Raw genomic sequence first — 24,908 nt, forward strand, 5'->3', positions numbered from 1 at the left:
CCGTGCGCCGGATCTGCGTGTTCACGGGCTCCAGGGCCGACTACGGGCCGCTGCTGCCCCTCATCCGGGCGCTCGACCGCGACCCCGAGGTCGACCTGCGACTGCTCGCCTCCGGGGGCCATCTCCTGCGTGCCCAAGGGTCCACCGTCGAGCAGATCGAGGCCGACGGCTTCCGGGTCGACGAGCGAGTCGACATCGTGCTGGCGTCGGACACGCCGACCGCCGTGGCGAAGTCGCTCGGCCTCGGCCTGATCGGTTACGCCGACGCCCTGGACCGGCTGCGGCCGGACCTCCTCGTCGTCCTCGGTGACCGCTACGAGGCGCTGGCCGTCACCGTCGCCGCTGCATTGCGGCTGCTGCCGGTCGCCCACATCGGTGGCGGGGAGCTCTCCTACGGCTCGACCGACGACTCCGTCCGGCACGCGATCACGAAGTTCGCGCAGCTCCACTTCACGTCGAACGAGGAGTTCCGGCAGCGCGTCATCCAGATGGGTGAGGACCCGAGCCAGGTGCATGCCTTCGGTGCCCCTGGTCTGGACACCGTGCGGACGATGTCATTCCTGTCCCGGGTCGAACTCGCCGACGTCTTGCGGGTCAAGCTGAGCGACCCGTTGTTCGTCGTCACGTACCACCCCGCCACCGCCGATCCTCGTGGCAGCCGTGACGGCATCGTCGGGTTGCTGGAAGCACTCGACGAGTTCCCCGAAGCGACGGTCGTCTTCACTGGGACGAACGTGGACCAGGGCGGTTCGGGGGTTTATGCGCCGATCGAGCGCTACGTGGTGGACAACCCGCACCGATCCACGACCATGCCGTCGCTCGGGCAGGCCGTGTATCTGAGCCTCGTGAAGCAGGCGTCAGTGGTCGTCGGGAACTCGTCCAGCGCGCTGGTGGAGGCGCCGGCGCTGCACACGCCGACGGTCAACATCGGCAGCCGCCAAGACGGCCGCCCCCGCGCGGCGTCAGTCATCGACTGCGGTGAGTCAAGTCGTGACATCGCGGCAGCGATCCGCCAGGCCCTCGGCCCGGCGCACCTTGCGCGCACCGCGCGGAGCCAGTCGCCCTTCGGGGACGGACGTGCGGCGGACAGAATCTCGGCCTTCTTACGAGAGACTGCGATCGGCGAGCCTCTGATCGGTGCAGGTGCGCCGCGATGAGGGTCGTCGGGTACACCAACACGCCTTGCGTGGCGCCGGGTGAGCTCCTAGAGGTGATGGTGAGCACGACAACCGGTCGTGTGAACGCCCAACTCGTTCGTCTGGCACACGCCGACTCGCATGCGGAAAGCCCAGGACACCAGGAAGTCCCGGTGGATTGCTCACTCAACGCGTCCTACAAGGCGGAGCCTCAAGCCCTGGTCCGGGGTTCATACGTCGTGCTGCCCGCTAAACGACGGCCGTGGACGTCGAACTCCTTGACGGTTCATCTCTTCATGTACCCGACGACTTGCGACGGGCGCTCGCGGACCATTGTCAGCTGTGGCGCAGGCACGCCGGGTGGCTGGGCCCTGGAACTGGATGCCGACGCTCGACTGCAGTTGGAGCTTCACGAGCCGGGCGGCGCAGTGCGCCGTATGCGATCCAGCGGGGCAATCGAAGCAGAGATGTGGTTCGCTGTGTCGTTCACTGCCGAATCCTCCTCTGGGGTGTTCGCCGCGGGTGCTCGGCATCTGCGGCGAACAGGGCGCCGTACGAGCGTGGTGCATCGCGCTGACCTGAACATCAGCGGTACCGCGGATCTGACAGGTATCCCGGGAACGGTTGCTGATCTGCTCATTGGCGCTCGGGACTCTGGCGGGAGCCACATGGCGCATGGCTTCGATGGAAAGGTCGGGAACCCGTCGATCCATGACGTGGTCCTACGAGCCGAGGAACTGACCGAGCTCGATCTCGGGAGAGTGCCGTCCACCGTCACCAACCCCGTCGCTGCCTGGGACTTCGGCAGCGAGCCGCAAGCGCGCCGCGTTCTTGACACCGGCCCCGGTGGTCGGCACGGCCACACGATCAATCTGCCCGCCAGGGGGGTGCCGGGGCCGTTCTGGGACCATGAGGTCGCCGATCACCGAGTCGCTCCAGATCAGTTCGGTGCCATACACCTGCACTCCGACGACCTCGATGACGCTCGTTGGCAGCCGGTCATCGAGTGGACGGTGCCCGACCTGCCCAGCGGCGCCTACGCGCTCAGGTTGACCGACGAAGCGATCGGAGAGGATCGCATCCCCTTATTCATTCGGCCGCGGCACGGCAGACCCACCTCGGACGTGCTCTTCATCGCTCCGGTGTTCAGCTACCTGGCCTACGCCAACGAGCATTGCCTGGAGGATGAGGACCTCCGGGCCTCATTCGTGGAGTCCGTCGGTTCGATCGACTATCCGAAGCAACCTGAGGACGAATACATCATCGACAACCGGCTGCACAGTCTCTACGATCGGCACGCAGATGGCAGCGGTGTCTGCTATTCATCATGGCGCCGACCCCTGCTGAGCTTGCGTCCGGGTTATCGGTGGACGCCCCTTGCGCTCGGGCGTGGTGGCGCGCACCAGCTCAACGCGGATCTTTACATCCTCGATTGGTTGCGGGCACGCGGGTTCTCCTATGACGTGGTGACGGACGTCGAGCTACATCGCGAAGGGCTCGAGCTCCTCGAGCCATACAGGGTGGTGTTGACCGGGAGCCATCCGGAATACGTCAGCATGGCGATGCTCGATGCACTGCTCGGCTTCCGCGATGGCGGCGGCAGGATCATGTACCTCGGTGGAAACGGGTTCTACTGGGTCACCGCTCTGGAGGAGATCGAGGGCCACACCATCGAAGTTCGTCGGTGGGGGCCCGCCACCAGGGCATGGGAGGTCGAGCCAGGGGCATGGCACCTGTCCACCACTGGTGAGCTGGGCGGGATCTGGCGTATGAGAGGTCTGGCTCCGCAGGAGCTGACGGGCGTCGGTTTCACGGCACAGGGCTACGGCCTCGGCCGGCCGTACCGGCGCACCGACGCCAGTCATGATCCGCGAGTTGATTTTGTCTTTGCCGGTCTCGAGGGCACGACGATCGGTGATCACCCGAACCTAGTCTGCGGCCACGGCGCGGCCGGCGTCGAGATCGACCGGGCCGATACGTCGCTGGGAACCCCGGAGCACGCGCTTGTGCTTGCCTCGGCGGCCGGTTTCACCGACCACTTTCAGCATGCGATCGAGGAGGTCATGGTTGCCGATTCGGCGCAGGGTGGCAGCCAGAACGACAAAGTACGGGCGGACATGGTCTTCTTCGAGTCTGACAACGGTGGAGCTGTGTTCTCGGTGGGGTCGATAGCGTGGTCCGGAAGCCTTGCCCACAACGGCTATGTCAACGACGTCTCTCGGATCACAGAGAACGTGCTCAGACGATTTCTCGATCCCCGGCCGTTCAGCGTGCCGTCAGACTCCTGAGGGGCTTCCCGGACGCAGCCACGACGCCCAACGCGTGATGGCAAGGTACCCCATACCTTCGTAAATCGGTCGCCCGGCATCGCTTGCACCCAATACCGCCGGCATGTCCGGTTCGCCCCGGGTCGCGGCCCAGGACACCGCTGTGCCAGCCCCATGTCCGCGTGCCTCGGGCAGGGTGGCGACGTCCAGGACGAGTTGGACTCCCGCAGCGATGTGGGCGGCGGCCACCGCTACGGGCTCGTCATCCAGATAGGCGAGCCAGACCCGGAGTGGCTCCTTCATGACCGTGGTTCGCGAATCAGCGTCGTGCAACGTCGGGAGCAGGTCTGGTTCAGGGTAAGCGGTGGCGAACAGTCGTTCTGCGGCCAGAAGTTGGTCGGTGCCGGTCACCTCGCGGACAATCACGCCTGTCTGCCTGCCTTCCCGCTCCGGCGCCGGGAAACGCGCCATAAGTGGAAAGTGGCCCAGCAGACTGAGCCCGAAAGGCGCGAGATCGGTGGTCGGCCACGGGCTCACCACGACGAACGGCACGCCTGCCGGAAAGAACCGATCCAGCTCCTCTATCAGCTTCGCCGGCTCCTCGAGGGGACGCACCAGCACAATGGGGTTGGTCAAGGTCCCGTGATCACCCAGCCAGGCGCCGGCCCACTGCTCACCATCGTGCCACGGACGGCCAGCCCGCTTCGCGATCTCCACCGGCCACGACGCGGTAGCGAGATAAGCCTGCCGGACGATGGTGTCGTCCGCCGGACGTCGAGGATCCCAATCGGTCACCGATCTCTCCTTCTTGACGAACGCGAGCAGGACTCAGAGAATGAAAACAGTATTTCGTTAGTAGAAACCAGCGTCAAGAGGGATAAAGCTGCCCCCTTGGAGGTTGGCGTCCTCACCGGCCAGGATCGTGGCCGGCAACCTCAGCATTGGGTTATCCGGACTTGTGGAGGGTCGACGTGATGTCGAAGGAAGAACGCAACATCGAATTGGCGCGGCAAGCGTGCTCGCACCTGGAGGCTCGGTTCGTCGAATCCCAGTCTCAACGGGATGGGTTCGGCCCGCTCGACTACAGCCACTTCCTCGGCCTGTTGGCCGACGACGTCGTCTTCCATGTTCCTTGTCCGGCGAACACGCCGTATTACGGGGGCGAGTTCACGGGAAAGAGCGCCGTCACGAAGCTCTTCCTTGAGGACGACGCAGAGATCGTCGCTGATCTCAGAGTGGAACGCCGCCCAGAATACGTGGCGACCGGCGACCGCGTCGTCGTTCTCACGGCATACAGCTACACGATCACGAAGACAAACACGCTCGCTGAGAACAAGGAGATCGCCTTGGTGCTCGACTTCCGCGATGGCCTCATCCAGCGCGCGATCGAGATTCAGGACATGTCCGAGTGGTCTCTCGCCTACAGCCGGTGAGCTGAGTGGCCCGGCGTCGGTTCGGGTCAGGTACTTCTGAGCCGACGCCCGAGGGCCTCGGAGAACCGGTTCAGGGTCAGGACCGCCCCCATGATGGCGAGTCCTGGGAAGAGCGCCACCCACCAGGCGCCGGCCTGGCTCAATGCTTGACCGTCGCGGATAATGTTGCCCCAGGATGGTGCCGGCGGCGGCACGCCCGCACCCAGGAACGACAATCCTGCCTCTGCGGCGATCGCGACGGCTGCGATCACGGTCGTGTAAACGGCGATGGGCGTTGCGGCAACCGGAGCGATATGGCGGAGCAGAATACGAGGCGAACGCGTGCCGATCAGGCGTGCGGCGGTCACATAGTCTTCGCCCAGCTCGTTGAGGATCGCTGAACGTGCGACGCGGGCCATTGGAGGAGTCATCAGAATACTGATGACTAGAATCGTAGTTCCGAGGCTGGGCCCGATTGACGCGGCGATCACAATTGCAAGGAGCATGCCCGGGAAAGCCAGGCCGATATCGGACACCCGCATGACGACCTCGTCGAGCCAGCGCGGCCCGAGTGCTGCCGCTGCGCCCAGTAGTCCGCCTACCAGAAGCGCGAGGGTGGCCGTCACGGACGAGACCAGGATGCTGATTCGCGCACCGTGGAGCACCCGGCTTGCGATGTCGCGTCCTACTTGGTCGGTTCCGAATGGATGAGCCACCGAAGGGGGTTGCAAGGATGCCGTGGGGTCGATCGCGGTCGGAGACGTGGGCAGCAAAGCTGGGAGAACGACTAGGATGAGGACCAGCCCCATGGCGATGAATCCAACCCAGGTCGCGATCATTCTGTCGGAGCCGCGGCGGGAGCTTGCCGGGACGTTGTCGGCAAGGCTGAGGGAGGACGTCATTTCGACACTCCGTTCACGCTCCGCGGGTTGAGGACTAGGTAGATGAGATCGACCAAAAGGTTGACCGCGATGAAGCCGATGGCACCCACGAGAGCAACCCCGCGTACCACGCCGAGGTCCCCTTGGTTCACGCCGGCGACGAGGAGCGTGCCCATCCCGGGGAGGTTGAAGACGACCTCGACCAGGATGGCTCCGGCAATGAGGTCGCCGATCACGAGGCCAAGCACGGTGACCGGTGCGATGAGGGCGTTACGGAGAACGTTGCGGGAGAGGACCATCACCCAGCCGACGCCGTTGCCTATCGCCGTGCGGACGTAGTCCTTCGCTAGCTCGTCGGCGATCGAGGCACGGAGGACCCGGGTGAGTGCGGCGGTGATCGGGATGGCGAGGACGATCGCAGGGCCGATCATCGAGCCGTACCAGCTCTGGATGCCGCTGCTCAGAGGCGTGTAGCCGCTGGCGGGCAACAGGCCGAGTGAGACGGCAAACAACTGGACGAATAGGAGGCCGATCCAAAAGCTCGGAGAGGCCTGGAGGATGGCGATGACCGCGCTGATGACCTGGTCGATCGTCTTGCCTTCCTTCCACGCCGCCAAGATGCCCAATGCCAGCGAGAACACGACGGACATGAAAACGGCAGTAGTCATCAGCTGAAGACTGACCGGCAGCGCCCGGGCGATCAGCTCGTTGACGGATTCCGGACGTGTGACGGACTCGCCGAGCTCCAAGTGGACGAGGTTGACCAGGAAGTGGCCGAAGCGCACGAGGAGCGGTTCGTCGAGTCCGTGCTCGTCGATGAATCTCTGCCGTGCCTCGTCGTCGGCCATCACGCCGAGCTCGGCCGTGGCCGGGTCGTTCGGTGAGAGGTCGACCACGATGAAGACGACCAGAGTCACGCCCAGCAGGATGATCGGTGCCAGGAGCGCGCGATGGAGTCCGAGCGCGCGGAACTGGGACGGATTTCGGCCGACCTGCGGTGTCACCGTGATGGCGGCGTCGACGATGTCGCCCGGAGCGCTGTGTCGCATGCGTGTCCTCTCAGACGTCAGCAGTTGACCGTGTCGAGTCCGAACCCGCTCTTCGGCAGCGGTTGGTAGCCATCGAGGGCGCTGTCCCATGCAGTCACTTTGTCGACGAAGTGCACCGGGATCAGCGGAGCTTCGGTCTGGAGGAGGTGCTGCGCCTCGGCGAGGGCCTGGTTCCGGGTATCCAGGTCAGGGGCGGCAAGCGCGATGTCGAGCATTTCGATCAGCCCCGCGTTCTCCCAACGCGCCTGACGAGGCACGAAGGCGCCGCCGTAAAGCCAGCGCAGGCCCCATTCGGCGTCCCCGGCGAAGGCGCCGGCGTCGGCACTCGTGAGCCACATGTGATAGTTCCCGTCGATGGCGCGCTGCGCCTGAGCTTGGATGTCTCCCGGTATGACGTTCGCGGTGATCCCGACCTGGCGGAGGTTCTCTTGGATGATCGGAGCCTGCTGTGTGAGGGTCTCGTCGTTGTTGATCAGCATGTCAATCGTGATGCCGCCGCCGAGCCCGGCCTCGGCCAGGAGTTCGGAGGCACGGTCGACGTCATAGCTGTAGACGGTTGACGTCTCCACCGCACCCGCGATCTGAGGTGAGGTCATGTGTGACCACGCAGGTTCGGCATGCCCGGCGAAGGCGATCTGCGTGATGCTGTCCCGGTCGATCGCGTAGAGCACGGCGCGCCGGACGCGGGGGTCGTCGAACGGCGGCTGAGCGGTGTGGAACATCAGGTACGTCGCGAGCGAGCTGGGCACCGCCTCGATGCTGATGCCGTCGAGGTTCGAGAGCGTCTCGTAGGTGTTCGCCGGAGCGTTCTCGATGACGCTGAACTGGCCGGTCCGCAGGCCAGAGACGCGTGCGTTGTCGTCCGGGACCACGCTGATCTCGAGCTCCACGAACCCCAGCCGCCGGTCTCCCTGATAGTCGGAGAAGGATTCGAGGCTGATGCTCTGCTCGGAGACGGCCGACTGGACTCGGTACGGCCCGGTGCCGATCGGCTCCAACTTGAGTGCATCGGGGGAGTTCGACGTGGCGTTGCGTGAGAGGACCCAGATCAACGCGAGGCGTTCCGCCAACAGCGTCGTCGGGTGCTTGAGCGTCAGTTCGATCTCGGTATCGCTCACAGCGGTGACCGCGTCGATCACCGTGAAGGACGTGAGATATGGAGAATTCGTCTCCGGGTTGCGGATCCTGTCCAGGGTGAAGACGACGTCGTCGGCCGTCAGAGGGCTGCCGTCGTGGAACGTCGTGCCCTCCCGGAGGTGGATTCGGTACGTCGTGGGGTTGATCTCTCGCGGCAACTCGGTTGCCAGCACAGGTGTCAGCTCCCTGGGCGGGAACGGATCAACCCGGTAGAGGGGCTCGTAGACGAGATCCACGATGGCGAACGTGGAGACCAGCGGTGACGTTGTTGGATCGAGGTCGCGGAAGGGGGTTGCCATGGCCGCAGCGAGCCTTTGGCAGTCCAGTTGTGGAGCCGCCTCTTGCCCGGACGTGTCCGAGGAGCACCCTGAGAGGGTGCCTTTGAGCGCGATGAGTGAGCCGCCGATGCCAACCAGTGCGAGCAAGTTGCGTCGCGTGAGCCCGCCAGACTGAAGAGCGTCTCGTGGAGTTTCGTTCGTCTCGATGGCCATGTCAGCCTCCGACGTTCAATAATGAAACGCTCGTTTCAAGGAAAATAGGGTTGTGGGGCCGCATTGTCAATCGCTCCTATGGGTAATCGCTCGCGGGGCAATGTGGCCGGTTGGGCGCGCCTCGACGATCTTGTGATCAGCTCACACCGTCACCATGGACCGAACTCGGAGATCGCGTCTCGGAATTCGCATCGGGGCTCGAAGCCGAGCATGGTGCGGGCGCGGCGGATGTCGAGCTCGAGGTGGTGGGCCATCGGCATCTCGATCATGAGTTTCGGCACGCCGTAGGCGTCGGCTATGACGGCCGCACCTTCGTCGTGGGAGGTGGGGCGGGAGGCGGCGAGGTTGAAGGCGTGGCCGACCGCCTCGGGCTCGGTGAGGGCCAGATAGAGCCCGTCGACGGCGTCGCGGACGTCGAGCAGCGACAGGGTCCAGGGTGCGCCGTCGGGGCCGGTCAGTCCCACCGCGGTGTCGCCCGCGGCCTCGCCGGCCTGGGCGTCGAGGATCTTCAGCAGGTTCGGCTGACCGTCGAAGAGCTGCCAGATGTGGCAGTCCTTGCCCAGCGCCTGCCAGCTCAGCACTCGCCGCCAGAAGCCGAGCCGGAACATGTCGCCGGCCTCCTCTGGGCTGACGACGGTGGCGAAGCGGGTGATCGAGAACGGGATGTCGTACTGCGCGGCGTGATTGCGCAGGATGAGCTCGCCCAGCAGTTTGCCGGTGCCGTAATAGTCGGCCGGCTCCTGCGGTGCGTCCTCGGTGAGCGGCACGGCGGGCGGCGCGCCGGGCCGGTAGGTCCCGTCGGAACTGGCCAGGACGAACCGCTCGATCGGGCCGCCGGCGTGCACGACGCCCTCCAGGAGGCGCAGCGTGCCGAACGCGTTGACGTCGTAGAAGCGGTCGACCGGCGTGTCGCCGCGGATCAGCTGCGCCGCGAGGTGCACGACGTGCGTGACGTTCTTGCAGGCGGCGTCGATGGCGGGCTGGTCGCCGAGGTCTGCCTCGACGATCTCGATGTCGGGAAAAGGCGACAGCTTGCTGCGTAGGGGGTCGCCCGGCAGGACCATGGCCTTGACGTCGGCACCGGCGGTCACCAGCCGCCGGACCATGTTCGCGCCGACTCTGCCTGTTGCGCCGGTCACCAGTACTCGCATGTCGCGCCCACTTCCCGTCGTGTCCGAGCCGTGACGGCGACGCTGCGGTGGGCGACCGCCGTCCGCTATGGTGGCGAGAATGGAACCTGAGTTTCAATAATCGTAGCCGTCGGCCTCCGCGGACTCAACGCCGGTTCGATGCCCACGATCTGGATGGAGTGGCGATGGAACGAACTCAACCGACGTTCAGCGCCGAGAGGGTTCTGGCCGGCGGCGCGGTTCTCACCACGATCAGGGGCGGCCCAGGGCCGACCGTGGCGCTCCTCGGCGGCGTGCACGGCGACGAGGACGAGGGGGTCCTCGCGGTCCTGCGGGTCCTGCACCACCTGGCCGGCGCTTCGCTGGCGGGGACGGTGCGGGCGGTACCACGGGCACATGTAGCCGCGTGGGCGGCCGGCAGCCGGACCGGGCCGCTCGACGACGGGAACCTGGCCCGGTGCTTCCCCGGCGACCCCAAGGTGGGCCCGACGGCGGAGGTGGCGGCGTCGATCACCGCGTCAGTCATCGAGGGCGCCGACGTGCTGATCGACCTGCACTCGGCCGGTCAGGCGTACCGCATGCCGCTGTTCTGCGGATTCATCCGTGACGCCGGCGACGCGGACGGGTCGCGGCGTGCGGCGGCCGCGTTCGGGGCGCCGCTGATCTGGGCGCATTCCGGCGCGCCGCCGGGCCGCAGCCTGTCCGTCGCGGCCGAGCTTGGCATCCCCGCGATCTACGCCGAGTGCGGCGGCGGTGGCGGCATCCGGGGCGATCATCTCGAGGCCTACACCCGCGGCGTGCTGGCCGTCCTGGCCGAGTTCGGGCTGCTGCCGGCGACGGAAACCGCCCAGCCCGCATCGGCGAGCTGGGTCTACGACGGTGGCGGCGACCTGGACGCGGGGGTGATTGCGGCGCACGACGGGTTCTTCGTCAGCTCGGTCGACGCCGGCGACCGGGTGGCACCGGGAACGGAGATCGGCCGCCTGCACGGCTACGACGGCGCGCTGCTGGAGACCGTGACTGCGCCGTCGGCGGGCATGGTGATGTTCCTGCGCCGCCGAGCCCGCACCCGCGCCGGCGAGGTGCTGTTCTCCCTGGCCGGACTGGACGAGGGAGCGGGCACGTGAGCGCGCGGGGGCTGCGCCGGTTCGCCTCCGACCTGCCCGAGGCCGGTGAGTTCGTGACCCTCGGCGAGGGCGACACCCCGCTCGTCGGCCTGCCGGTGCTGGCCCGCCGGCTCGGCGTGGGCCGGCTGTCGGCGAAGCTGGAGTCGCTCAACCCGACCGGGTCGTACAAGGACCGCATCGCGGCGATGTCGCTCTCGCTGGCCAGGCATCAGGGCCGACGCGGATGGATCGCGTCGTCGTCGGGGAACGCCGGCGTGGCGATGGCCGCGTACGGTGCGCGGGCCGGGCTGCCCGGATTCCTCTGCCTGGTCGCGTCAGCGCCGCTGGAGAAGCGGGTCCCGCTGCTACCGTACGCGGCCGGCGTGGTGGCCGTCGACGGCGTGGGCGACGGCGCGACCTCGCAGCGCATCACCGGGCTGGTCGACCAGGTGCTGGCGGCGGCCGAGCGGCACGACCTCTACCTCGGCATCACCGCGCACGCGTTCAACCACGACGGCATGCGGGGCGCGGACACCATCGGCTACGAGCTGGCCGAGCAGGCGGGCTCGGCCACGCACGTCTACGTCCCCGTGGGCGGCGGCGGGCTGCTGGTCGCGGTCGCCCGCGGGCTGGCGCACCGGGGGATGCCGGCGGCGGTCGTCGCCTGTCAGCCCGCCGGCTGCGCGCCCGTCGTCGATGTGTTGCAGGGCGTGCGGGCCGAACCCGTGGTGGCCCGCGTCGAGACGACGGTCTCCGGGCTGCAGGTGCCGAACCCGCCGGACGGCGTCGCGGCCGTCGACGCGGTCACGGCGTCCGGCGGCTGGGGCACGGCGCCGGCCGACGGCGAGATCCTGGCGGCCCAGCGGCTGCTCGCGGCGGCCGCGGGCGTCTTCGTCGAACCGGCCGCCGCGACGACGCTGGCAGCGTTGATCGCCGACGTCGAGGCCCGCCGGGTCGGCTCCGACGACGACGTCGTGCTGGTGCTGTCCGGCGCCGGCTGGAAGGATCTCGGCCGGTTCGTCCCTGACGCCGGGGAACTGCCCGTGGTGTCCGTGGACGACATCACCGCGCGAGTGGACGACTGGGCCGCGCGGGTGGGACCCGCCCGGGCCGCGACGACGAGGAGGACCGGATGACGAAGGTGATCGTCGTGGGCGCCGGGTTCATGGGCAGCCTGCACGCGCGGACGGTGCACGATTCGCGGCTGGCTGAGCTGGCCGCCGTCGTGGACCGCGACGAGGCCGTGGCGGCCGCCGCCGGCGCCGCCCTGGGCGTGCCGGCCTACACCGAGACCGAGCGGGCGCTGGCCGAGACCGGCGCCGACGTGGCCATCGTCGCCACGCCCGACTCCGTGCACCGGCCCGCGGCCGAGGCCGCCATCGCCGCCGGCGCGGCCGTACTGGTGGAGAAGCCGCTGGCCACCACCGTCGCCGACGCCGAGGCCGTGGTGGCGCTGGCCGCCGAGCGCGGCGTCCGGCTGATGACCGGGCACATCACCCGGTTCTACCCGCGCTACGTCCAGGTGGCCGAGACGGTGCACTCGGGCCGCCTCGGCCGGCCGGTGCTGGTGACGACATCGACCTGGGGGCAGCGCTCGCTCGGCGAACGGGTCGCGGCGACGACGAATCCGCTCTGGCACTTCGCCATCCACGACATCGAACTGATCCAGTGGCTCACCGGCGGCGTCGTGGCCGATGTCGACGGCGCGCAGCTAATGGAGTCGGCGTCGGGTGTCGCCAGTTTCACCGCGACCGGCACGGTGACGTCCGGCGCCGCGTTCCACCTGGCCACCGGCTGGACGCTGCCGGACAGCGCCGGGCCGCGCTGGGACCTCAAGGTGCACTGCGAACGCGGCATGGTGCAGGCCGCGTGGAGCTCCGACGGCGTGACCAGCTTCGGCGCGGACTCCGCCGAGGAGCTGGACTGCCTCTCGTGGCCAACCGTTCACGGCCGCATCGAGGGCGCGCTGCGCCTGGAGGTGGAGCACTTCCTGACCGCGGTGGCCGACGGCACGCCGTTCCTGGTGCCGCCGGCGGCCGCGGTCGACGCCGTCCGCAGCGCCGCGCTGTTGGAGAAGGCGAGCACCGTGCGGAGGCTCCCATGACGGCCGCGGGGCTGGCGATCGTCACCGGCGCCGGCAGCGGCATCGGCCGGGCGACCGCCGTCCGGCTGGCCGAGTCCGGCCACGCCTGCGTGCTGGCCGGGCGCCGCGAGACGCCGCTCAAAGAGACCGGCGAGCTGATCGGCGTTCGTGGCGGGACGACCGTCGCGGTGTCCGCCGACGTCACGACGGACGAGGGCCGGGCGGCCATCCTCAGGGCGGCCGACGACGCGGCGGACGACCTCGGCGTCCCGCTGCGGGCGCTGGTCAACAACGCCGGCGATTCCAACCTGGCGCCGCTGTTCGCGCCGGACCTCGGCCGGTGGCGGGAGAACTTCGCGCTCAACGTCGAGGCGGCGGCGTTCCTGGCGATGGAGGCGATGCGCCGCATGCGCGACGCCGGCGGCGGAGCGGTGGTGAACATCGCCTCCGTCTACGGGAAGGTCGCGCTCAACAACGCGTTCTACGAGCCCAGGCTGCCCGCGAACACCCCCGACGGCCCGGTCCGCGATCTCTCGTACGCCGCGGCCAAGGGCGCGATCCGGATGATGTCGCGGGAGCTCGCGGTGGCGGGCGCGCCGATGGGCGTCCGGGTCAACACCGTCTCGCCGGGCATGGTCGACGTCGGCAAGGTGCCGCTGGATCCCGAGGTAGTTCGCACGTTCAGCGCGGCGACACCGATGGGCCGGCTCGGTCGCGCCGAGGAGATCGCCGGCGTGGTGAATTTCCTGCTCTCGCCGGAGGCCAGCTTCGTCACCGGCGCCGAGATCGTCGTCGACGGCGGCTGGACCAGCTGGTAGCGCGGCCGGCGAAGACCGGCACCTGACCCGTCGCCGCCCGTTGCGCTGCAATGGCGGCAGGGTCCCGGGCCGGCCGGGCCATGGGTCGTCACGGAGGACGCCGATGCGGTACCGGCAGCTGGGACGGTGGGGGATCGAGGTCTCGGAGATCACCCTCGGCACCTGGCTCACGCACGGCGGGACGGCGGGGGAGACAGCGACCGCCTGCACCCGGCGCGCCTACGAGCTCGGAGTGAACCTGTTCGACACCGCCAACGTGTACCCGGAGGGTCACGAGGGGGAGGCCGAGCGTGTCCTCGGCGAGGCGCTCGCGGTGTTCCCGCGCGACAGCTACCTGGTGGCGACCAAGGTCTTCTCGCCGATGGGCGACGGACCGCTGCTGCGCGGACTGTCGCGCAAGCACGTGCTGGCTCAGGCCGACGCCTCGCTGCGCCGCCTCGGACTGGACCACATCGACCTCTACCAGTGCCACCGCTACGACCCGAAGACGCCGCTGGAGGAGACCGCCGGCGCGATGGACCACCTGGTCCGGCAGGGCAAGATCCTCTACTGGGGCGTGTCCGAGTGGTCGGCGGCGCAGCTGGACGAGGTGGTCGCGCTCTGCCGCGACCAGCGGTGGGCGGTCCCGGTGTCCGACCAGCCGCACTACTCGGCGCTGTGGCGCGAGCCGGAGGCGAGCGTGCTGCCGGCCTGCGCCCGGCTGGGGCTCGGCGTCATGGCCTTCGCCCCGCTGGCACACGGCGTGCTGACCGGCAAGTATCGCGACGGCGAGACGGCGCCGGCGGGCAGCCGGGCAGCCCGGCCCGCGGACCGCTGGATGTTCGACCGGTACCTGACTCCGGCGGTACTCGCCGCTGTCGCGGACTTCCAGAAGCTGGCCGCCGACGCGGGCTACCGTCCGGCACAGCTGGCGCTGGCCTGGTGCCTGCGCGGCGCGGCCGTCTCCACCGTCGTGGTCGGAGTGTCGAGCATCGCGCAGCTGGAGGCGAACGCCGCGGTGCCGGAGCTGGGGATCGGCGCGGACGTCGTCGAGCGGGCGGGCGAGATCCTCGGCCCGGCCCGGCTCGCGTGACGGCGTCAGTCCAGCTCGTACGGGCGAGGCTCGAGCAGCTCCGACGGGATGCCGTGCCGCGGGAACGGGGTGCGGCGCTGGCCGCGGATAGGCGTGGTGACGACGAAGACGTCACCGGCGAGGCGGCCCTGGCGGCCGTGCTGCGGCGCCGCCTGGGCCGCCGTCGTGATGTAGAGCTCGTTGCGGTGGGGACCGCCGAACGTGCAGCTGGACACGTTCGGGGTCGGGACCGCGACGGCGCCCAGCAGGCGGCCGTCGGGGGTGTAGCGGCGGACCTCGCCGGCGCCCCAGACAGCCAGCCAGAGACAGCCCTCACTGTCGACGGTGAGGCCGTCGGGCAGGCCGTCGCCCGGCGGGATCTCGATGAACGGCTCGGGGTCGGACGGCACGCCCGCGGCCGCGTCCCACCGGTAGCGGTGGACCGTCTGCGCGATCGTGTCGACGTGGTAGAACCAGCTGCCGTCGGGGCTCCAGTCGAGGCCGTTGGACATGCCGATGCCGTCGAACAGCGCCGCGGTGCTGCCGTCGGCGTCGACGCGGTAGAGGGCGCCGGTGAAGCGCGGGTCGTGGGCGGCGGTCCCGGCGACGAAACGGCCGCCGGGGTCGCACTTGCCGTCGTTGAACTGAGTGGCGCGGTCCGGCTCGACCGGCTGCCAGAGAACCGGGAGGTGGTCCCAGCCGGCCAGCACCAGGACGCCGCGCCGGGCGGCGAGGAGGAACCCGCCACCGTCGATGAGCGCCATGCTGCCCAGCGGCTCACCGATCTGGCGGTACGCGACGTCGCGGCTGGCGCGGCGCCAGCGCCACAGGTGACCGGCCGGGATGTCGACCCAGTAGAGCGTGTCGGACGCAGGGTCGTAGACCGGGCCCTCGCCGACGTCCGCGCGGCAGTGAACCAGCAGGCGCGGCTGAATCGTGTTCACCATCGTCCGTCGGCTCGTCCTCTCGTCGCGGCGGTCACCCGGCCGCCGGCCCACGCCGCCCGGCTTGCACCAGGGCGGAGCGGGTCAGCCTCCCGCCCGGTCGGTTCGGTGGCCGCTGGGCTCACCGGCCAGGTGGCCGGCGATCTCGCCCAGCCGGGCGGCGACCGCCGGGATGTCGTCCATCGTGAACCGGCTGGACGGCGCGCTGACACTCAGCGCGGCGGGCAGCCGGGTGCCGAGAATGGCGACGGCGACGCAGCGGCCGTCCTCCTCGTTCTCGCCGTCGTCGACGGCGTAGCCCTGGCGCCGCACGGCGTCGAGCTCGGCGAGGAACCGGTCGGTGGAGGTGATGGTGTTGCCGGTACGTGGCTTGAGGTCGACCTGCTCGAGCAGCTCGGCGACCTGGCCCGCAGGCAGCTGCGCCGCGATCGCCTTGCCCAGCGCCGTGCAGTAGAGCGGGTCGCGGCTGCCACGGACGCTCACCATGCGCACGGTGCGCGGGCTCTCGGCCACCTCCACGTAGCGGACGGCGGTGCCGTCGAGCACACCGAGGTTGGTGGTCTCGCCGGTCTCGTCGCGCACCCGCTCGAGCCACGGCCGGGCGCGGTCCTGCAGGACCTCGAGGTCGCGCGACTGCATGCCGACGAACCCGAGGCCGAGGCGGTAGCGCCCGTCGCCGTCGCGCTCGACGTAGCGGTGCTTCTCCAGCGTCCACAGGTAGCGGAACGCGGTGGCCTTGGCCATGCGGATGGAGCGGTGGATCTCGACGAGCGACATCGGCTCAGGCGACTCCTGGAGCACGTTGAGCATCGAGACGACGCGTTCGACGGATCGGTTGTTGTACTTGCGGGCTTGTTCCGGGGTCGCGGTGGCCGGGTCGGGTGCGTCGTGGATGTCGATCTGCTCGTCGGCGGATTCGTGGTCGAGTTCGTCGGGGTTACGGCCTGCGGGCCGTCTGCGTGGCATGACGCCGCCTCCATGGTTTTGGGATCTGAACCTGCAGTTTCAGAAGAATATCGGAATCAAGATCATCTGCCAGGGGCCAGTTTCGCGGGACCTCCCGCGCCGGCAACCACTGACCATCGCCTCGACCTCCGGTCGCAGGCTGTGCTGCGAACTGGCCCCCTTGACGCATGGTTTCCGTCAATCGTAGCGTGATTTGCCAAGTGGAGCATCTGTTTCGATAAACAAAACGCCCTGGTACCGGTGCCACTGTTCAGCCCGCCCGGCAGGAGACCCCGCTCATGAGCACAGATGCTCGACGTCATCCCCGTTCCCGCGAGCTCCACCGGCGCGCCAGCCGCCACACCCCCGGGGGCGTCCACTCCAACGTCCGGCTGGCCGGGCCGCGGATCTTCTTCGAGAGCGGCAACGGGCCGTGGCTGCGCAGCGTCGACGGCGACGACTACGTCGACTACCTGCTCGGACAGGGCCCGAACTTCCTCGGCCACGCGCCGCAGGCGGTGGTGCAGGCCGTCCACGAGGCCAGCCGCACCGGGGTGATCTTCGGCGGCCAGCACGAGCTGGAGATCGAGGCCGCCGAACTGGTGTGCTCGACGCTGCGCTGGCCCGACATGGTGCGCTTCTGTGTCTCCGGCACCGAAGCGGTGCAAGCAGCGTTCCGGCTGGCCAGGGCGGTCACCGGCCGCACGAGGATCGTGCGCTTCGAGGGCCACTACCACGGCTGGCTCGACAACGTGCTGATGGCGCTCGGCGACGACGGCTGGGGCGTCGCCAGCGCGGGGCAGCTGGCCGGCCATCTCGACGACTTCGTGGTCCTGCCGTGGAACGACGCGGACCGGCTCGCGACGGTGCTCGCCGAGGAGGGCGAGCGGATCGCCGCCGTCGTCATGGAGCCGGTCATGATCAACGCCGGGGTCATCGAGCCGCTGCCGGGCTACCTCCAGCGCGTGCGCGAGCTGTGTACGTCGCACGGTGTCGTGCTGATCTTCGACGAGGTGCTCTCCGGGTTCCGGCTCGGACTCGACGGCGCCGCCGGACGCTACGGCGTCACGCCCGACCTCGCCACGTACGCGAAGGCGCTGGCCGCCGGCTGGCCGGTGGCGGCGCTGGCCGGCCGGGCGGAGCTGATGGAGCGCTTCGGCACCGGCGAGGTCAACCACTCCGGCACGTTCAACGGATCCGTGGTCGCGACGGCCGCGGTCAAGGCCAGCCTGGAACTGCTGCGCGACAACCCGCCGTACGCCGGCATCGAGGAGCACGGCACCGCGCTGATGGCCGGCATCCGCGAGCTGGGCCAGTCCTACGGCGTCCCGCTGCGGGCGGCCGGGCTGCCGGCCGCCTTCCACGTCTCCTTCGGAGACGCCGAGGTCGTCGACTACCGCTCGTTGCAGCAGCTGGACCTGGCCCGGTACGAGGACCTCGCCGAGGCGCTGGTCGACCACGGCGTGTGGGTGGCGTCGCGCGGGGTCTGGTACGTCTCCGCCACCCACGGACCCGGCGAACTGGACGCCGCGCTGACCCGGTTCGCCAAGACGCTGACGGAGTGGCTGTGATGGCCGCGCCCGAGTCCGCGGCGGCCGGGCAGGCGCCGGCCGAGCCGGCGCCGGCGCCGCCGTTCCGGCGGTTCGTGCGGGCCGGCGACTTCGTCTTCGTGTCCGGCCAGGCGTCGGTCGACGAGGCGGGCCGGCTGGTACCGGGCACGTTCGAGGAGCAGTTGCGCCTCTCCATGGAGAACGTCCGCCGCGTCCTGGCGCAGGCTGGCCTCGATCTCGACCACGTGGTGCGCACCGGCTGCTACGTGCACGACCCCGCCGACGCGCTGGAGTTCAACCGGCTCTATCGCGAGTACTTCCAGGCGCCGCTACCGGCCCGGACCACGCTCACCGGCTGCCTCACCGACGACGTGCGGTTCGAGATCGACGTCGTCGCGTACGCCGGCGGGGAGGGCTGACCGGTGCGCCTGGCCCTGCTCGGCCTGTTCCACGAGGCCAACACGTTCTCGCCGCTGAAGGCCGACCGCGCGCTGTTCGCGTCCGGCGGCGTGTTCCGCGGCAAGGAGATCGTCGACGAGTACGGGGGCTCGTCGACGACCATCGGCGGTCACCTCGCCGCGGGTGAACGGCTCGGCGTCGACGTCGTCCCGCTCACCTTCGCGTTCGTCAACCCCGTCGGCGCCGTCACCGAGGATGCGTTCGAGTGGCTGGCGGGCGAGATGCTCGGCGAGCTGGCGAACGGTGGACCCTGGGACGGCGTGCTGCTGAACCTGCACGGTGCCGCCGTCGCCGAGCACCTGGCCGACGCCGACGCCGAGCTGGCCCGGCGGGTGCGGGCCGTCGTCGGCCCGGGCGTGCCGGTCGGCACGGTCCTCGACCTGCACGGCAACGCGTCGCCGGCACTGGTCGACGCGCTCACCGTCACCCTCGCTTACCAGACCAACCCGCACGTCGACGCCGCCGTCCAGGGGGCGCGGTGCGTCGAACTCGTGGTCCGGGCCGCGCGCGGCGAGATCGCGCCGGTGCAGGTGCTGGTGCCGCTGCCGGTGGTAGTGAACATCGCCCGCCAGGACACCGGTGAGGAGCCGATGGCGTCGCTGGTCGCGGCCGCCGAGCGGGTCGCGGCGCGGCCGGGCATGCTGTGGGCCGGCGTGATCGAGGGGTTCCCCTACGCCGACGTGCCGCACGTGGGCATGTCGTGCCTCACCGTGCACGACGGCGACCGGCTGGCCGCCGAGTGGGCGGCGTGGGAGCTGGCCGACGCCGTCTGGTCACGCCGCGACGACCTGCAGGCAAGCGGGCACACCGTCGAGGAGGCGCTGGACGTCGCCGAGCGCGAGCACGGGCCGGTCGTGCTGCTCGACGTCGGCGACAACATCGGTGCCGGCGCGCCGGGCGACTCCACCGTGCTCCTCGCCGCCGCGGTGCGCCGCGGGCTGCGCTCGCTGGTGCAGACGCTGTGGGACCCCGACGCCGCCGCGGCCTGCGTCGCCGCCGGCGCCGGCGCCGAGGTGACTCTCTCCGTCGGCGCACGGCACGGCCACTCGGCCGGAGCGCCGGTGCCGGTGAAGGGCCGGGTCCGGCTGATCTCCGACGGCCGCTTCGAGGAGCCCGCGCCGACGCATGGCGGGTTCCGCTGGTTCGACATGGGTTCGACCGCCGTCCTCGAGACCGCCGACGGGCCGACGCTTGTGCTGATGTCGCGGCAGACCATGAACACCAGCCGGCGCCAGCTGACGGCGCTCGGCCTGGACCCGGCGGCGTTCCAGGTGATCGTCGCGAAGGGGGTCAACGGCCCGCGGGCGGCGTACGCGCCGATCGCGTCGCGGCTGGTCGTCGTCGACACCGACGGCATCACCGCGATGGGCCTGGACCGCTTCACCTACCGCAACCGGCGGCGCCCGCTGTACCCGTTCGAGCCGGCCGAGTTCCCTGCGGGAGCGGCCCGATGACGCGCACGTTCGACCACCTCACGTTCGGCGACGTCCTGGCGCACCGGGCCGCGGCCGACGGCGACCGGCCGTTCCTCACCTACGCCGATCCGCTGGAGCCGCACGCCATCCGCACCTGGACGTACGCCGGGTGCGCCGCCGACGTCGCCGTGCTCCGGGCGCTGCTGGAGGAGCTGGGGGTCGGGCCGGGCGACCGCGTCGTGCTGCACATGGAGAACGCGCCGGCGTTCGTCATCGCGCTGCTGGCGATCACCTCGACCGGCGCGATCGCCGTCCCTACCATCGCCCAGTACACCGCCGAGGAGCTCGGCTACGTCGTCGAGCACAGCGAGGCCGCCGCCGTGGTCACCAATCTGCGGCACCAGTCGATGGCCGAGCGGGTGGCCGCGGGCGCGTCGGTCCCGCCGCCGGTCGTCTGCGGCACGACGGTGACCAACGGCCGCCGGCGGGCGCGGCGGGCCGCCACCGCGCTGCCCGACGACGGCCCGCCGGGGCAGCGCACCGCGCTGATGATGTACACGTCGGGAACCACTGGCCGGCCCAAGGGCGTCATGCTCTCGCACGCCGCCTGCCTGTCCGCCGGCGCCACGACCCGCGCCGAGACCGCGCTGACGCCGTCCGACCGGTCCTACTGCGTGCTGCCGCTGTTCCACGTCAACGCGATGTGCTTCCAGCTGATGCCGGCGCTGCTGACCGGCTCGCAGCTGGTGATCGGCCCCGTGTTCAGCGCGCGGGGGTACTGGCCGGTGGTGGCCGAGTACGGGATCACGGTGGGCAACCTCACCGCCGGGCCGTTGCGGATCCTGCTGGGCGCGCCGCCGGGCCCCGACGAGGCCGCGGCGGCGTCGTCGATGCGGCTGATGATGTACGCGCTGCCGCTGGATCGCGACGAGATCCGGGCCATCGAGACCCGGTTCGGCGTTGCGGTGTCGATGGCGTGGGGGCTGACGGAGTCCGCGGCCTGCGGCACCCGGACCCCCGTCCATCTCGATCCGCGACACGACTGGCAGTCGATCGGGACGGTGAGCCCGGGGTGGGAGCTGCGGGTCGTCGGCGACGACGGCGCCGAGGTGGCCCCGGGCGGAGTGGGCGAGCTGGTCATCCGGGGCCCGTCGACGATGACCGGCTACTTCAAGGACCCGCCGGCGACGGCCGAGGTGCTCGACGGCGACGGCTGGCTGCGCACGGGCGACCTCGGCCGCGTCGACGGCGGCTACGTCTACTTCCTCGACCGGCGCAAGGACGTCATCAAGGTCAAGGGCGAGAACGTCGGGGCCGGCGAGGTGGAGCGGGTGCTGCTGGAGCACCCGCTGGTCGAGGAGTGCGCGGCGGTCGGCGTCCCCGATCCGATCCTGGGCGAGCGGCTGCTCGCCTTCGTCGTGCTGTCCGCGGGCGCGGCCCCCGGCCCGGCCGCCGAGGACGACGCGCTGCGCGAGCACTGTGCCCGGCGGCTGGCGCCGTTCAAGGTGCCGTCGCGGATCGTCCCGGTGCCGGAGCTGCCGCGCACGTCGATCGGGAAGATCCGCAAGGCCGGGCTGCGCGACCTCGCCCGGGCGCTCGCGTGACTGCGGGGCTCCTGGAGCTGTACCGGCGCATGCGCCGGATCCGGCGGTTCGAGGAACGGGCCGGGCAGCTCTACCGCGACACCGAGGTGCCCGGCTTCCTGCACCTGTCCATCGGCCAGGAGGCGACGGCGGTCGGCGCGTGCTGGCCGCTGCGGGCCAGCGACGCGATCACGTCGACGCACCGCGGGCACGGGCACTGCCTGGCCAAGGGCCTGCCTCCGGCGCCGATGTTCGCCGAGCTGATGGGCCGCGACGCCGGGACCTGTCACGGCCGCGGTGGGTCGATGCACATCGCCGACCCCTCGCTGGGCGTGTACGGCGCTAACGGCATCGTCGGCGCCGGGTTGCCGATCGCGGGCGGCGTCGCGACGGCGTTCCGGCTGCTCGGCGGCGACGGTGTCGTCGTGGCGTTCTTCGGCGACGGCGCCGTGGCGCAGGGGATGTTCCACGAGGCGGTCAACCTGGCCGCCGTCTGGGACCTGCCAGTGATCTTCTGCTGCGAGAACAACCACTACGCCGAGTTCTCCCGGGCCGCCGACCAGCACCGTGCCGGGCTGGCCGAGCGCGCCGCCGGCTACGGCATCGACTACGCGCACGTCGACGGCAACGACGTGGTGGCCGTCGCCGACCTCATGACCAAGCTGGTCGACCAGCGGCGGCGCGGCACCGGCCCGGTGCTGGTCGAAGCCGACACGTATCGGTGGCACGGCCACTACGAGGGTGATCCGGAGCGCTACCGCGACGCTGCCGAGGTGGCCGAATGGCGCCGTCGTGACCCGATCGTCCGCGCCCGCGACCGGCTGCTGGCGGCCGGCGTGGCGGCCGAGGCGATCGAGGCGGTCGACGCCGATGTGGAGGCGGAGATCGAGGCGGCCCTCGCGTTCGCCCGCTCGGCGCCGGAGCCGTCGCCGTCGTCGCTGGGGGAGTACGTGGTGGCGCCGCGGGCTGATTCGCCGGACGCGGACGCCGGCGAGGTCGCGGCGGTGCACGCGGCCGTGGTCGCGCCGGCCGCCGCAGACCGGTACCGGGTGATGGACGCCGTCCGCGACGCGCTCGACCACGAGCTGGCCGCCGACCCGTCCGTCTTCCTGGCCGGCATCGACGTCGGCGCGGGCGGCAACGTCTTCGGCCTCACGCGCGGGCTCGCGGCGGCGTACCCCGACCGCGTCCGCGACACCCCGATCAGCGAGACCGCGATCGCCGGTGTCGCCGTCGGCGCCGCGATGGCCGGGCTGCGGCCGGTCGTCGAGATCATGTACATGGACTTCCTCGGCGCCTGCTTCGACCAGCTGCTCAACCAGGCGGCGAAGCTGCGGTACATGACCGGTGGCCGGGCGGCGATGTCGCTGGTCGTGCGGACCCAGTTCGGCGCCGGCCGGTCGTCGGGCAGCCAGCACTCGCAGAGCCTCGAGGCGCTGCTCGCGCACATCCCCGGCCTCACCGTCGTCATGCCGTCGACACCGGAGGACACCTACGGGCTGCTCCGCGCCGCGATCCGCGACCCCGACCCCGTCGTCTTCGTGGAGAACCGGCACCTCTACGGGTTCCGCGGCGTGAAACCGCCGCCCGGCCACCTCGTCCCCCTCGGCCGCGCCGTCGTGCGCCGTCCGGGCACGGACGTCACCGTCGTGTCGTGGTCGCGGATGGTGCACGAAGCGCTCGCGGCCGCCGCGGCGCTCGCCGACGAGGGGATCTCGGCCGAGGTTGTCGACCTGCGCACCATCGTGCCGCTGGACCGCGCGACCGTCCTGGAGTCGCTGGCGCGGACGAACCGCCTGCTCATCGCGCACGAAGCGGTCCGCGACTTCGGCGTCGGCGCCGAGCTCGCCGCCCTCGCCGTCGACGAGGGTTTCTGGCACCTGGACGCTCCCGTGGTCCGCGTCGCGCCGCCGCCGACCCCCGTGCCCTACGCCCCGTCCCTCGAACGGGCGTGGCTGCCCGGCCGCGACGCCATCGCCGACACCATCCGGCGCCTCGTCCGCGTCTGATCGCGAGCGTCGCCCCGATGGGTGAGCGTCTGATGCTGCTCTGACCACACCAGACGTTCACCCATGCGCACAGAGCCTTGACGTGTGCACGGCGTTTGCCGTATCAAAACAGTAGTATCAGTCACCGAAACAGCGATGTTGGAGGGCCGCCTCGTGTCCGTGGGTTTCCGATCGTTCCTCCACGTGGTCTCCGGACCGATCGTCGAGGCCGTCGTCGATCATGTGGGCCGGTGGTCGGCCGCGAAGGAGATCGACGTCGACGCTGGGCGGCCGGGACGGGCCGAGCTCGACGCCGACGACGTCGTGACGGTGCTGGTCGCCGATGACGACACCGGCCGCCGGCTGTACCGCTGGCGCCGGCTGCACCCGCTGGCCCGCGGCGCCGACGAGATCTGGCGCACCACGATCACCGCGGTCGAGGACGGCGCCTCGGGCCGCGGCTGGCTGTGGGTCGAGATCGAGGTCGCCGACGAGCCGGGCGACCGCGCGCCGCGCGTGCCCTTCATGTCGGTCCCGGCCGTGTTGCGGGGGCTGCTGCCCGACCTGGCGTGCGCCGACGGCCTCGTGCCGGTGAGCACCGAGCCGCGCTGGGCCGGTCCGTCCGACCTGCCCGATCTCATGGACTACCTCGCCGACGAGTCCAGGCTCGGCCCGGTCTACGTCGCGCGGCAGGGCGCCCGCGACGCCGACGAATTCCAGTCATGGGCCACGAACGTCGCCTGGGAGGTGGTCGGGCTCGGGCACATGTTCCTGCTCCCAGCGGCGGCCGAGGACGAGTTCAACGAGATGGTCGGCCCGAACCACGCCATCCCGGAGGCCGCCATCCGCACCTACCTGCCCGGCGTGAACCTCGACGACCCGTTCGACCCGCGCCGGCACCAGATCCTCGGCAGCGTCCGCATCGACCGCACCGGCCCGCGGCGGCTGTCGTACATCCTCGGCCTCTCGCAGCGCGACCGCACCCTCAGCATCCCGCTCCCCGACGACGTCCAGGTCGTCGACGCCGCGCTGACGATGCTGGAGGACCGCATCGGCGACGAGGACGTGCTGGCCCGGCTGCCGGTGGTGGCGACGCCGCCTGTGGGCGTGGCGGCGCCGGCCGTGGCGGCCGAGCCGATCCAGGTGCTGACCCGGCGCGGCCAGCATCGCCGACTGGTCGAGTTGCTGTCCGAGAACGACCGGCTCCGCGCGGAGAACGACGAGCTGCGCGGCGCGCTCAACGGTCAGAGCCATACCGGTGCCGCTGTCGCCGCGGCACTCGATGCCCTCGAGCAGCAGGTGCAGTCGTTGCGGCAGCGGCTGGGCGTCGACGCGGCGGACTGGCGGCGGCTCAGCGCGTCGTAGTCGGCAGTCCGCGATCGCGGCTCAGGCGAAGATTGGCTGTCCGGCCGTCTATTCGGCTCTGGATGTGGCAGACTTTGGGTCGACAGACTATGAGTATC

At 70.4% G+C, this 24,908-nt stretch carries 21 protein-coding genes; 14 read left to right on the top strand and 7 right to left on the bottom strand.

The window, feature by feature from the left end:
- The first annotated feature begins 2 nt into the window (after positions 1-2).
- Both neuC and E1262_RS08790 read left to right on the top strand, forming a co-directional pair.
- The gene (neuC, locus tag E1262_RS08785) at positions 3-1,157 is read left to right on the top strand and encodes a UDP-N-acetylglucosamine 2-epimerase (RefSeq protein WP_132102749.1); all 1,155 of its coding nucleotides are present in this window, start codon (positions 3-5) and stop codon (positions 1,155-1,157) included.
- Positions 1,154-3,424, top strand: coding sequence for a N,N-dimethylformamidase beta subunit family domain-containing protein (locus E1262_RS08790; protein WP_132102750.1), 2,271 nt, complete (start codon positions 1,154-1,156; stop codon positions 3,422-3,424). The genes neuC and E1262_RS08790 overlap by 4 nt, the downstream gene beginning before the upstream one ends.
- Here E1262_RS08790 and E1262_RS08795 read toward each other — a convergent pair.
- A complete protein-coding gene (locus E1262_RS08795; protein ID WP_132102751.1) occupies positions 3,413-4,198 on the bottom strand; it encodes a GNAT family N-acetyltransferase in 786 nt (261 codons plus the stop codon). The two genes, E1262_RS08790 and E1262_RS08795, sit on opposite strands and share 12 nt — an antisense overlap.
- Positions 4,199-4,377: 179 nt before the next feature.
- Here E1262_RS08795 and E1262_RS08800 point away from each other — a divergent pair, with 179 nt between their 5' ends.
- A complete protein-coding gene (locus tag E1262_RS08800; RefSeq protein WP_132102752.1) occupies positions 4,378-4,836 on the top strand; it encodes a nuclear transport factor 2 family protein in 459 nt (152 codons plus the stop codon).
- Between the two features lie 26 nt (positions 4,837-4,862).
- Here E1262_RS08800 and E1262_RS08805 read toward each other — a convergent pair whose 3' ends face one another.
- The 4 genes from E1262_RS08805 to E1262_RS08820 all read right to left on the bottom strand — a co-directional run bounded on the left by E1262_RS08805 (position 4,863) and on the right by E1262_RS08820 (position 9,524).
- Entirely contained in the window at positions 4,863-5,717 is an 855-nt protein-coding gene (locus tag E1262_RS08805; protein WP_132102753.1) for an ABC transporter permease, read from the bottom strand.
- Positions 5,714-6,745 (bottom strand): ABC transporter permease, encoded by a 1,032-nt coding sequence (locus tag E1262_RS08810; RefSeq protein ID WP_162605827.1) that lies wholly within the window; start codon positions 6,743-6,745, stop codon positions 5,714-5,716. Before E1262_RS08810 ends, E1262_RS08805 begins: the two co-directional genes overlap by 4 nt.
- A 17-nt stretch (positions 6,746-6,762) precedes the next feature.
- A complete protein-coding gene (locus E1262_RS08815; RefSeq protein WP_132102755.1) occupies positions 6,763-8,373 on the bottom strand; it encodes an ABC transporter substrate-binding protein in 1,611 nt (536 codons plus the stop codon).
- A gap of 149 nt (positions 8,374-8,522) precedes the next feature.
- Positions 8,523-9,524, bottom strand: a complete 1,002-nt coding sequence (locus E1262_RS08820) for an NAD-dependent epimerase/dehydratase family protein (RefSeq protein WP_132102756.1) — start codon at positions 9,522-9,524, stop codon at positions 8,523-8,525.
- 164 nt (positions 9,525-9,688) lie between these two features.
- Here E1262_RS08820 and E1262_RS08825 point away from each other — a divergent pair, with 164 nt between their 5' ends.
- The 5 genes from E1262_RS08825 to E1262_RS08845 all read left to right on the top strand — a co-directional run bounded on the left by E1262_RS08825 (position 9,689) and on the right by E1262_RS08845 (position 14,582).
- Positions 9,689-10,630 carry a succinylglutamate desuccinylase/aspartoacylase family protein gene (locus E1262_RS08825; RefSeq protein WP_132102757.1) on the top strand — a complete coding sequence of 314 codons (942 nt, stop codon included), beginning with the start codon at positions 9,689-9,691 and terminating at the stop codon, positions 10,628-10,630.
- Positions 10,627-11,745, top strand: a complete 1,119-nt coding sequence (locus E1262_RS08830) for a pyridoxal-phosphate dependent enzyme (RefSeq protein ID WP_132102758.1) — start codon at positions 10,627-10,629, stop codon at positions 11,743-11,745. Before E1262_RS08825 ends, E1262_RS08830 begins: the two co-directional genes overlap by 4 nt.
- The gene (locus E1262_RS08835; RefSeq protein ID WP_132102759.1) at positions 11,742-12,713 is read left to right on the top strand and encodes a Gfo/Idh/MocA family protein; all 972 of its coding nucleotides are present in this window, start codon (positions 11,742-11,744) and stop codon (positions 12,711-12,713) included. Before E1262_RS08830 ends, E1262_RS08835 begins: the two co-directional genes overlap by 4 nt.
- Complete coding sequence (locus E1262_RS08840; protein WP_132102760.1) at positions 12,710-13,510, top strand: SDR family NAD(P)-dependent oxidoreductase; 801 nt, start codon at positions 12,710-12,712, stop codon at positions 13,508-13,510. The genes E1262_RS08835 and E1262_RS08840 overlap by 4 nt, the downstream gene beginning before the upstream one ends.
- 103 nt (positions 13,511-13,613) lie before the next feature.
- Entirely contained in the window at positions 13,614-14,582 is a 969-nt protein-coding gene (locus tag E1262_RS08845) for an aldo/keto reductase family protein (protein WP_132102761.1), read from the top strand.
- Between the two features lie 5 nt (positions 14,583-14,587).
- Here the strand turns inward: E1262_RS08845 and E1262_RS08850 are convergent, their stop codons facing one another.
- Together E1262_RS08850 and E1262_RS08855 are read right to left on the bottom strand one after the other, a co-directional pair.
- A complete protein-coding gene (locus E1262_RS08850) occupies positions 14,588-15,508 on the bottom strand; it encodes an SMP-30/gluconolactonase/LRE family protein (RefSeq protein ID WP_132102762.1) in 921 nt (306 codons plus the stop codon).
- A gap of 81 nt (positions 15,509-15,589) precedes the next feature.
- Complete coding sequence (locus E1262_RS08855) at positions 15,590-16,471, bottom strand: IclR family transcriptional regulator (protein ID WP_132102763.1); 882 nt, start codon at positions 16,469-16,471, stop codon at positions 15,590-15,592.
- Between the two features lie 278 nt (positions 16,472-16,749).
- Between E1262_RS08855 and E1262_RS08860 the strand changes: the two genes are divergently transcribed.
- The 6 genes from E1262_RS08860 to E1262_RS08885 all read left to right on the top strand — a co-directional run bounded on the left by E1262_RS08860 (position 16,750) and on the right by E1262_RS08885 (position 24,810).
- Positions 16,750-18,021 (top strand): aspartate aminotransferase family protein, encoded by a 1,272-nt coding sequence (locus E1262_RS08860; protein ID WP_132102764.1) that lies wholly within the window; start codon positions 16,750-16,752, stop codon positions 18,019-18,021.
- Positions 18,021-18,419, top strand: coding sequence for a RidA family protein (locus tag E1262_RS08865; protein WP_132102765.1), 399 nt, complete (start codon positions 18,021-18,023; stop codon positions 18,417-18,419). Before E1262_RS08860 ends, E1262_RS08865 begins: the two co-directional genes overlap by 1 nt.
- 3 nt (positions 18,420-18,422) lie before the next feature.
- Positions 18,423-19,913 carry a M81 family metallopeptidase gene (locus E1262_RS08870; RefSeq protein WP_132102766.1) on the top strand — a complete coding sequence of 497 codons (1,491 nt, stop codon included), beginning with the start codon at positions 18,423-18,425 and terminating at the stop codon, positions 19,911-19,913.
- On the top strand, positions 19,910-21,478 hold the full coding sequence (locus tag E1262_RS08875; protein WP_132102767.1) for a class I adenylate-forming enzyme family protein: 1,569 nt from the start codon (positions 19,910-19,912) through the stop codon (positions 21,476-21,478). Before E1262_RS08870 ends, E1262_RS08875 begins: the two co-directional genes overlap by 4 nt.
- A gap of 29 nt (positions 21,479-21,507) precedes the next feature.
- A complete protein-coding gene (locus tag E1262_RS08880; RefSeq protein ID WP_132102804.1) occupies positions 21,508-23,466 on the top strand; it encodes an alpha-ketoacid dehydrogenase subunit alpha/beta in 1,959 nt (652 codons plus the stop codon).
- Positions 23,467-23,649: 183 nt separating this feature from the next.
- The gene (locus E1262_RS08885) at positions 23,650-24,810 is read left to right on the top strand and encodes a hypothetical protein (protein WP_132102768.1); all 1,161 of its coding nucleotides are present in this window, start codon (positions 23,650-23,652) and stop codon (positions 24,808-24,810) included.
- Positions 24,811-24,908: the final 98 nt, after the last annotated feature.

The sequence above is a fragment of the Jiangella aurantiaca genome (genome assembly GCF_004349105.1).
Lineage (GTDB): Bacteria > Actinomycetota > Actinomycetes > Jiangellales > Jiangellaceae > Jiangella > Jiangella aurantiaca.

Bases quoted from the DNA above. Each gene is read 5' to 3' on its own strand.
- E1262_RS08790 (WP_132102750.1), top strand. From the start codon at position 1,154: ATGAGGGTCGTCGGGTACACCAACACGCCTTGCGTGGCGCCGGGTGAG.
- E1262_RS08800 (WP_132102752.1), top strand. From the start codon at position 4,378: ATGTCGAAGGAAGAACGCAACATCGAATTGGCGCGGCAAGCGTGCTCG.
- E1262_RS08805 (WP_132102753.1), bottom strand. From the start codon at position 5,717: ATGACGTCCTCCCTCAGCCTTGCCGACAACGTCCCGGCAAGCTCCCGC.
- E1262_RS08810 (WP_162605827.1), bottom strand. From the start codon at position 6,745: ATGCGACACAGCGCTCCGGGCGACATCGTCGACGCCGCCATCACGGTG.
- E1262_RS08815 (WP_132102755.1), bottom strand. From the start codon at position 8,373: ATGGCCATCGAGACGAACGAAACTCCACGAGACGCTCTTCAGTCTGGC.
- E1262_RS08820 (WP_132102756.1), bottom strand. From the start codon at position 9,524: ATGCGAGTACTGGTGACCGGCGCAACAGGCAGAGTCGGCGCGAACATG.
- E1262_RS08825 (WP_132102757.1), top strand. From the start codon at position 9,689: ATGGAACGAACTCAACCGACGTTCAGCGCCGAGAGGGTTCTGGCCGGC.
- E1262_RS08835 (WP_132102759.1), top strand. From the start codon at position 11,742: ATGACGAAGGTGATCGTCGTGGGCGCCGGGTTCATGGGCAGCCTGCAC.
- E1262_RS08840 (WP_132102760.1), top strand. From the start codon at position 12,710: ATGACGGCCGCGGGGCTGGCGATCGTCACCGGCGCCGGCAGCGGCATC.
- E1262_RS08845 (WP_132102761.1), top strand. From the start codon at position 13,614: ATGCGGTACCGGCAGCTGGGACGGTGGGGGATCGAGGTCTCGGAGATC.
- E1262_RS08850 (WP_132102762.1), bottom strand. From the start codon at position 15,508: ATGGTGAACACGATTCAGCCGCGCCTGCTGGTTCACTGCCGCGCGGAC.
- E1262_RS08855 (WP_132102763.1), bottom strand. From the start codon at position 16,471: ATGCCACGCAGACGGCCCGCAGGCCGTAACCCCGACGAACTCGACCAC.
- E1262_RS08860 (WP_132102764.1), top strand. From the start codon at position 16,750: ATGAGCACAGATGCTCGACGTCATCCCCGTTCCCGCGAGCTCCACCGG.
- E1262_RS08865 (WP_132102765.1), top strand. From the start codon at position 18,021: ATGGCCGCGCCCGAGTCCGCGGCGGCCGGGCAGGCGCCGGCCGAGCCG.
- E1262_RS08875 (WP_132102767.1), top strand. From the start codon at position 19,910: ATGACGCGCACGTTCGACCACCTCACGTTCGGCGACGTCCTGGCGCAC.
- E1262_RS08880 (WP_132102804.1), top strand. From the start codon at position 21,508: ATGCGCCGGATCCGGCGGTTCGAGGAACGGGCCGGGCAGCTCTACCGC.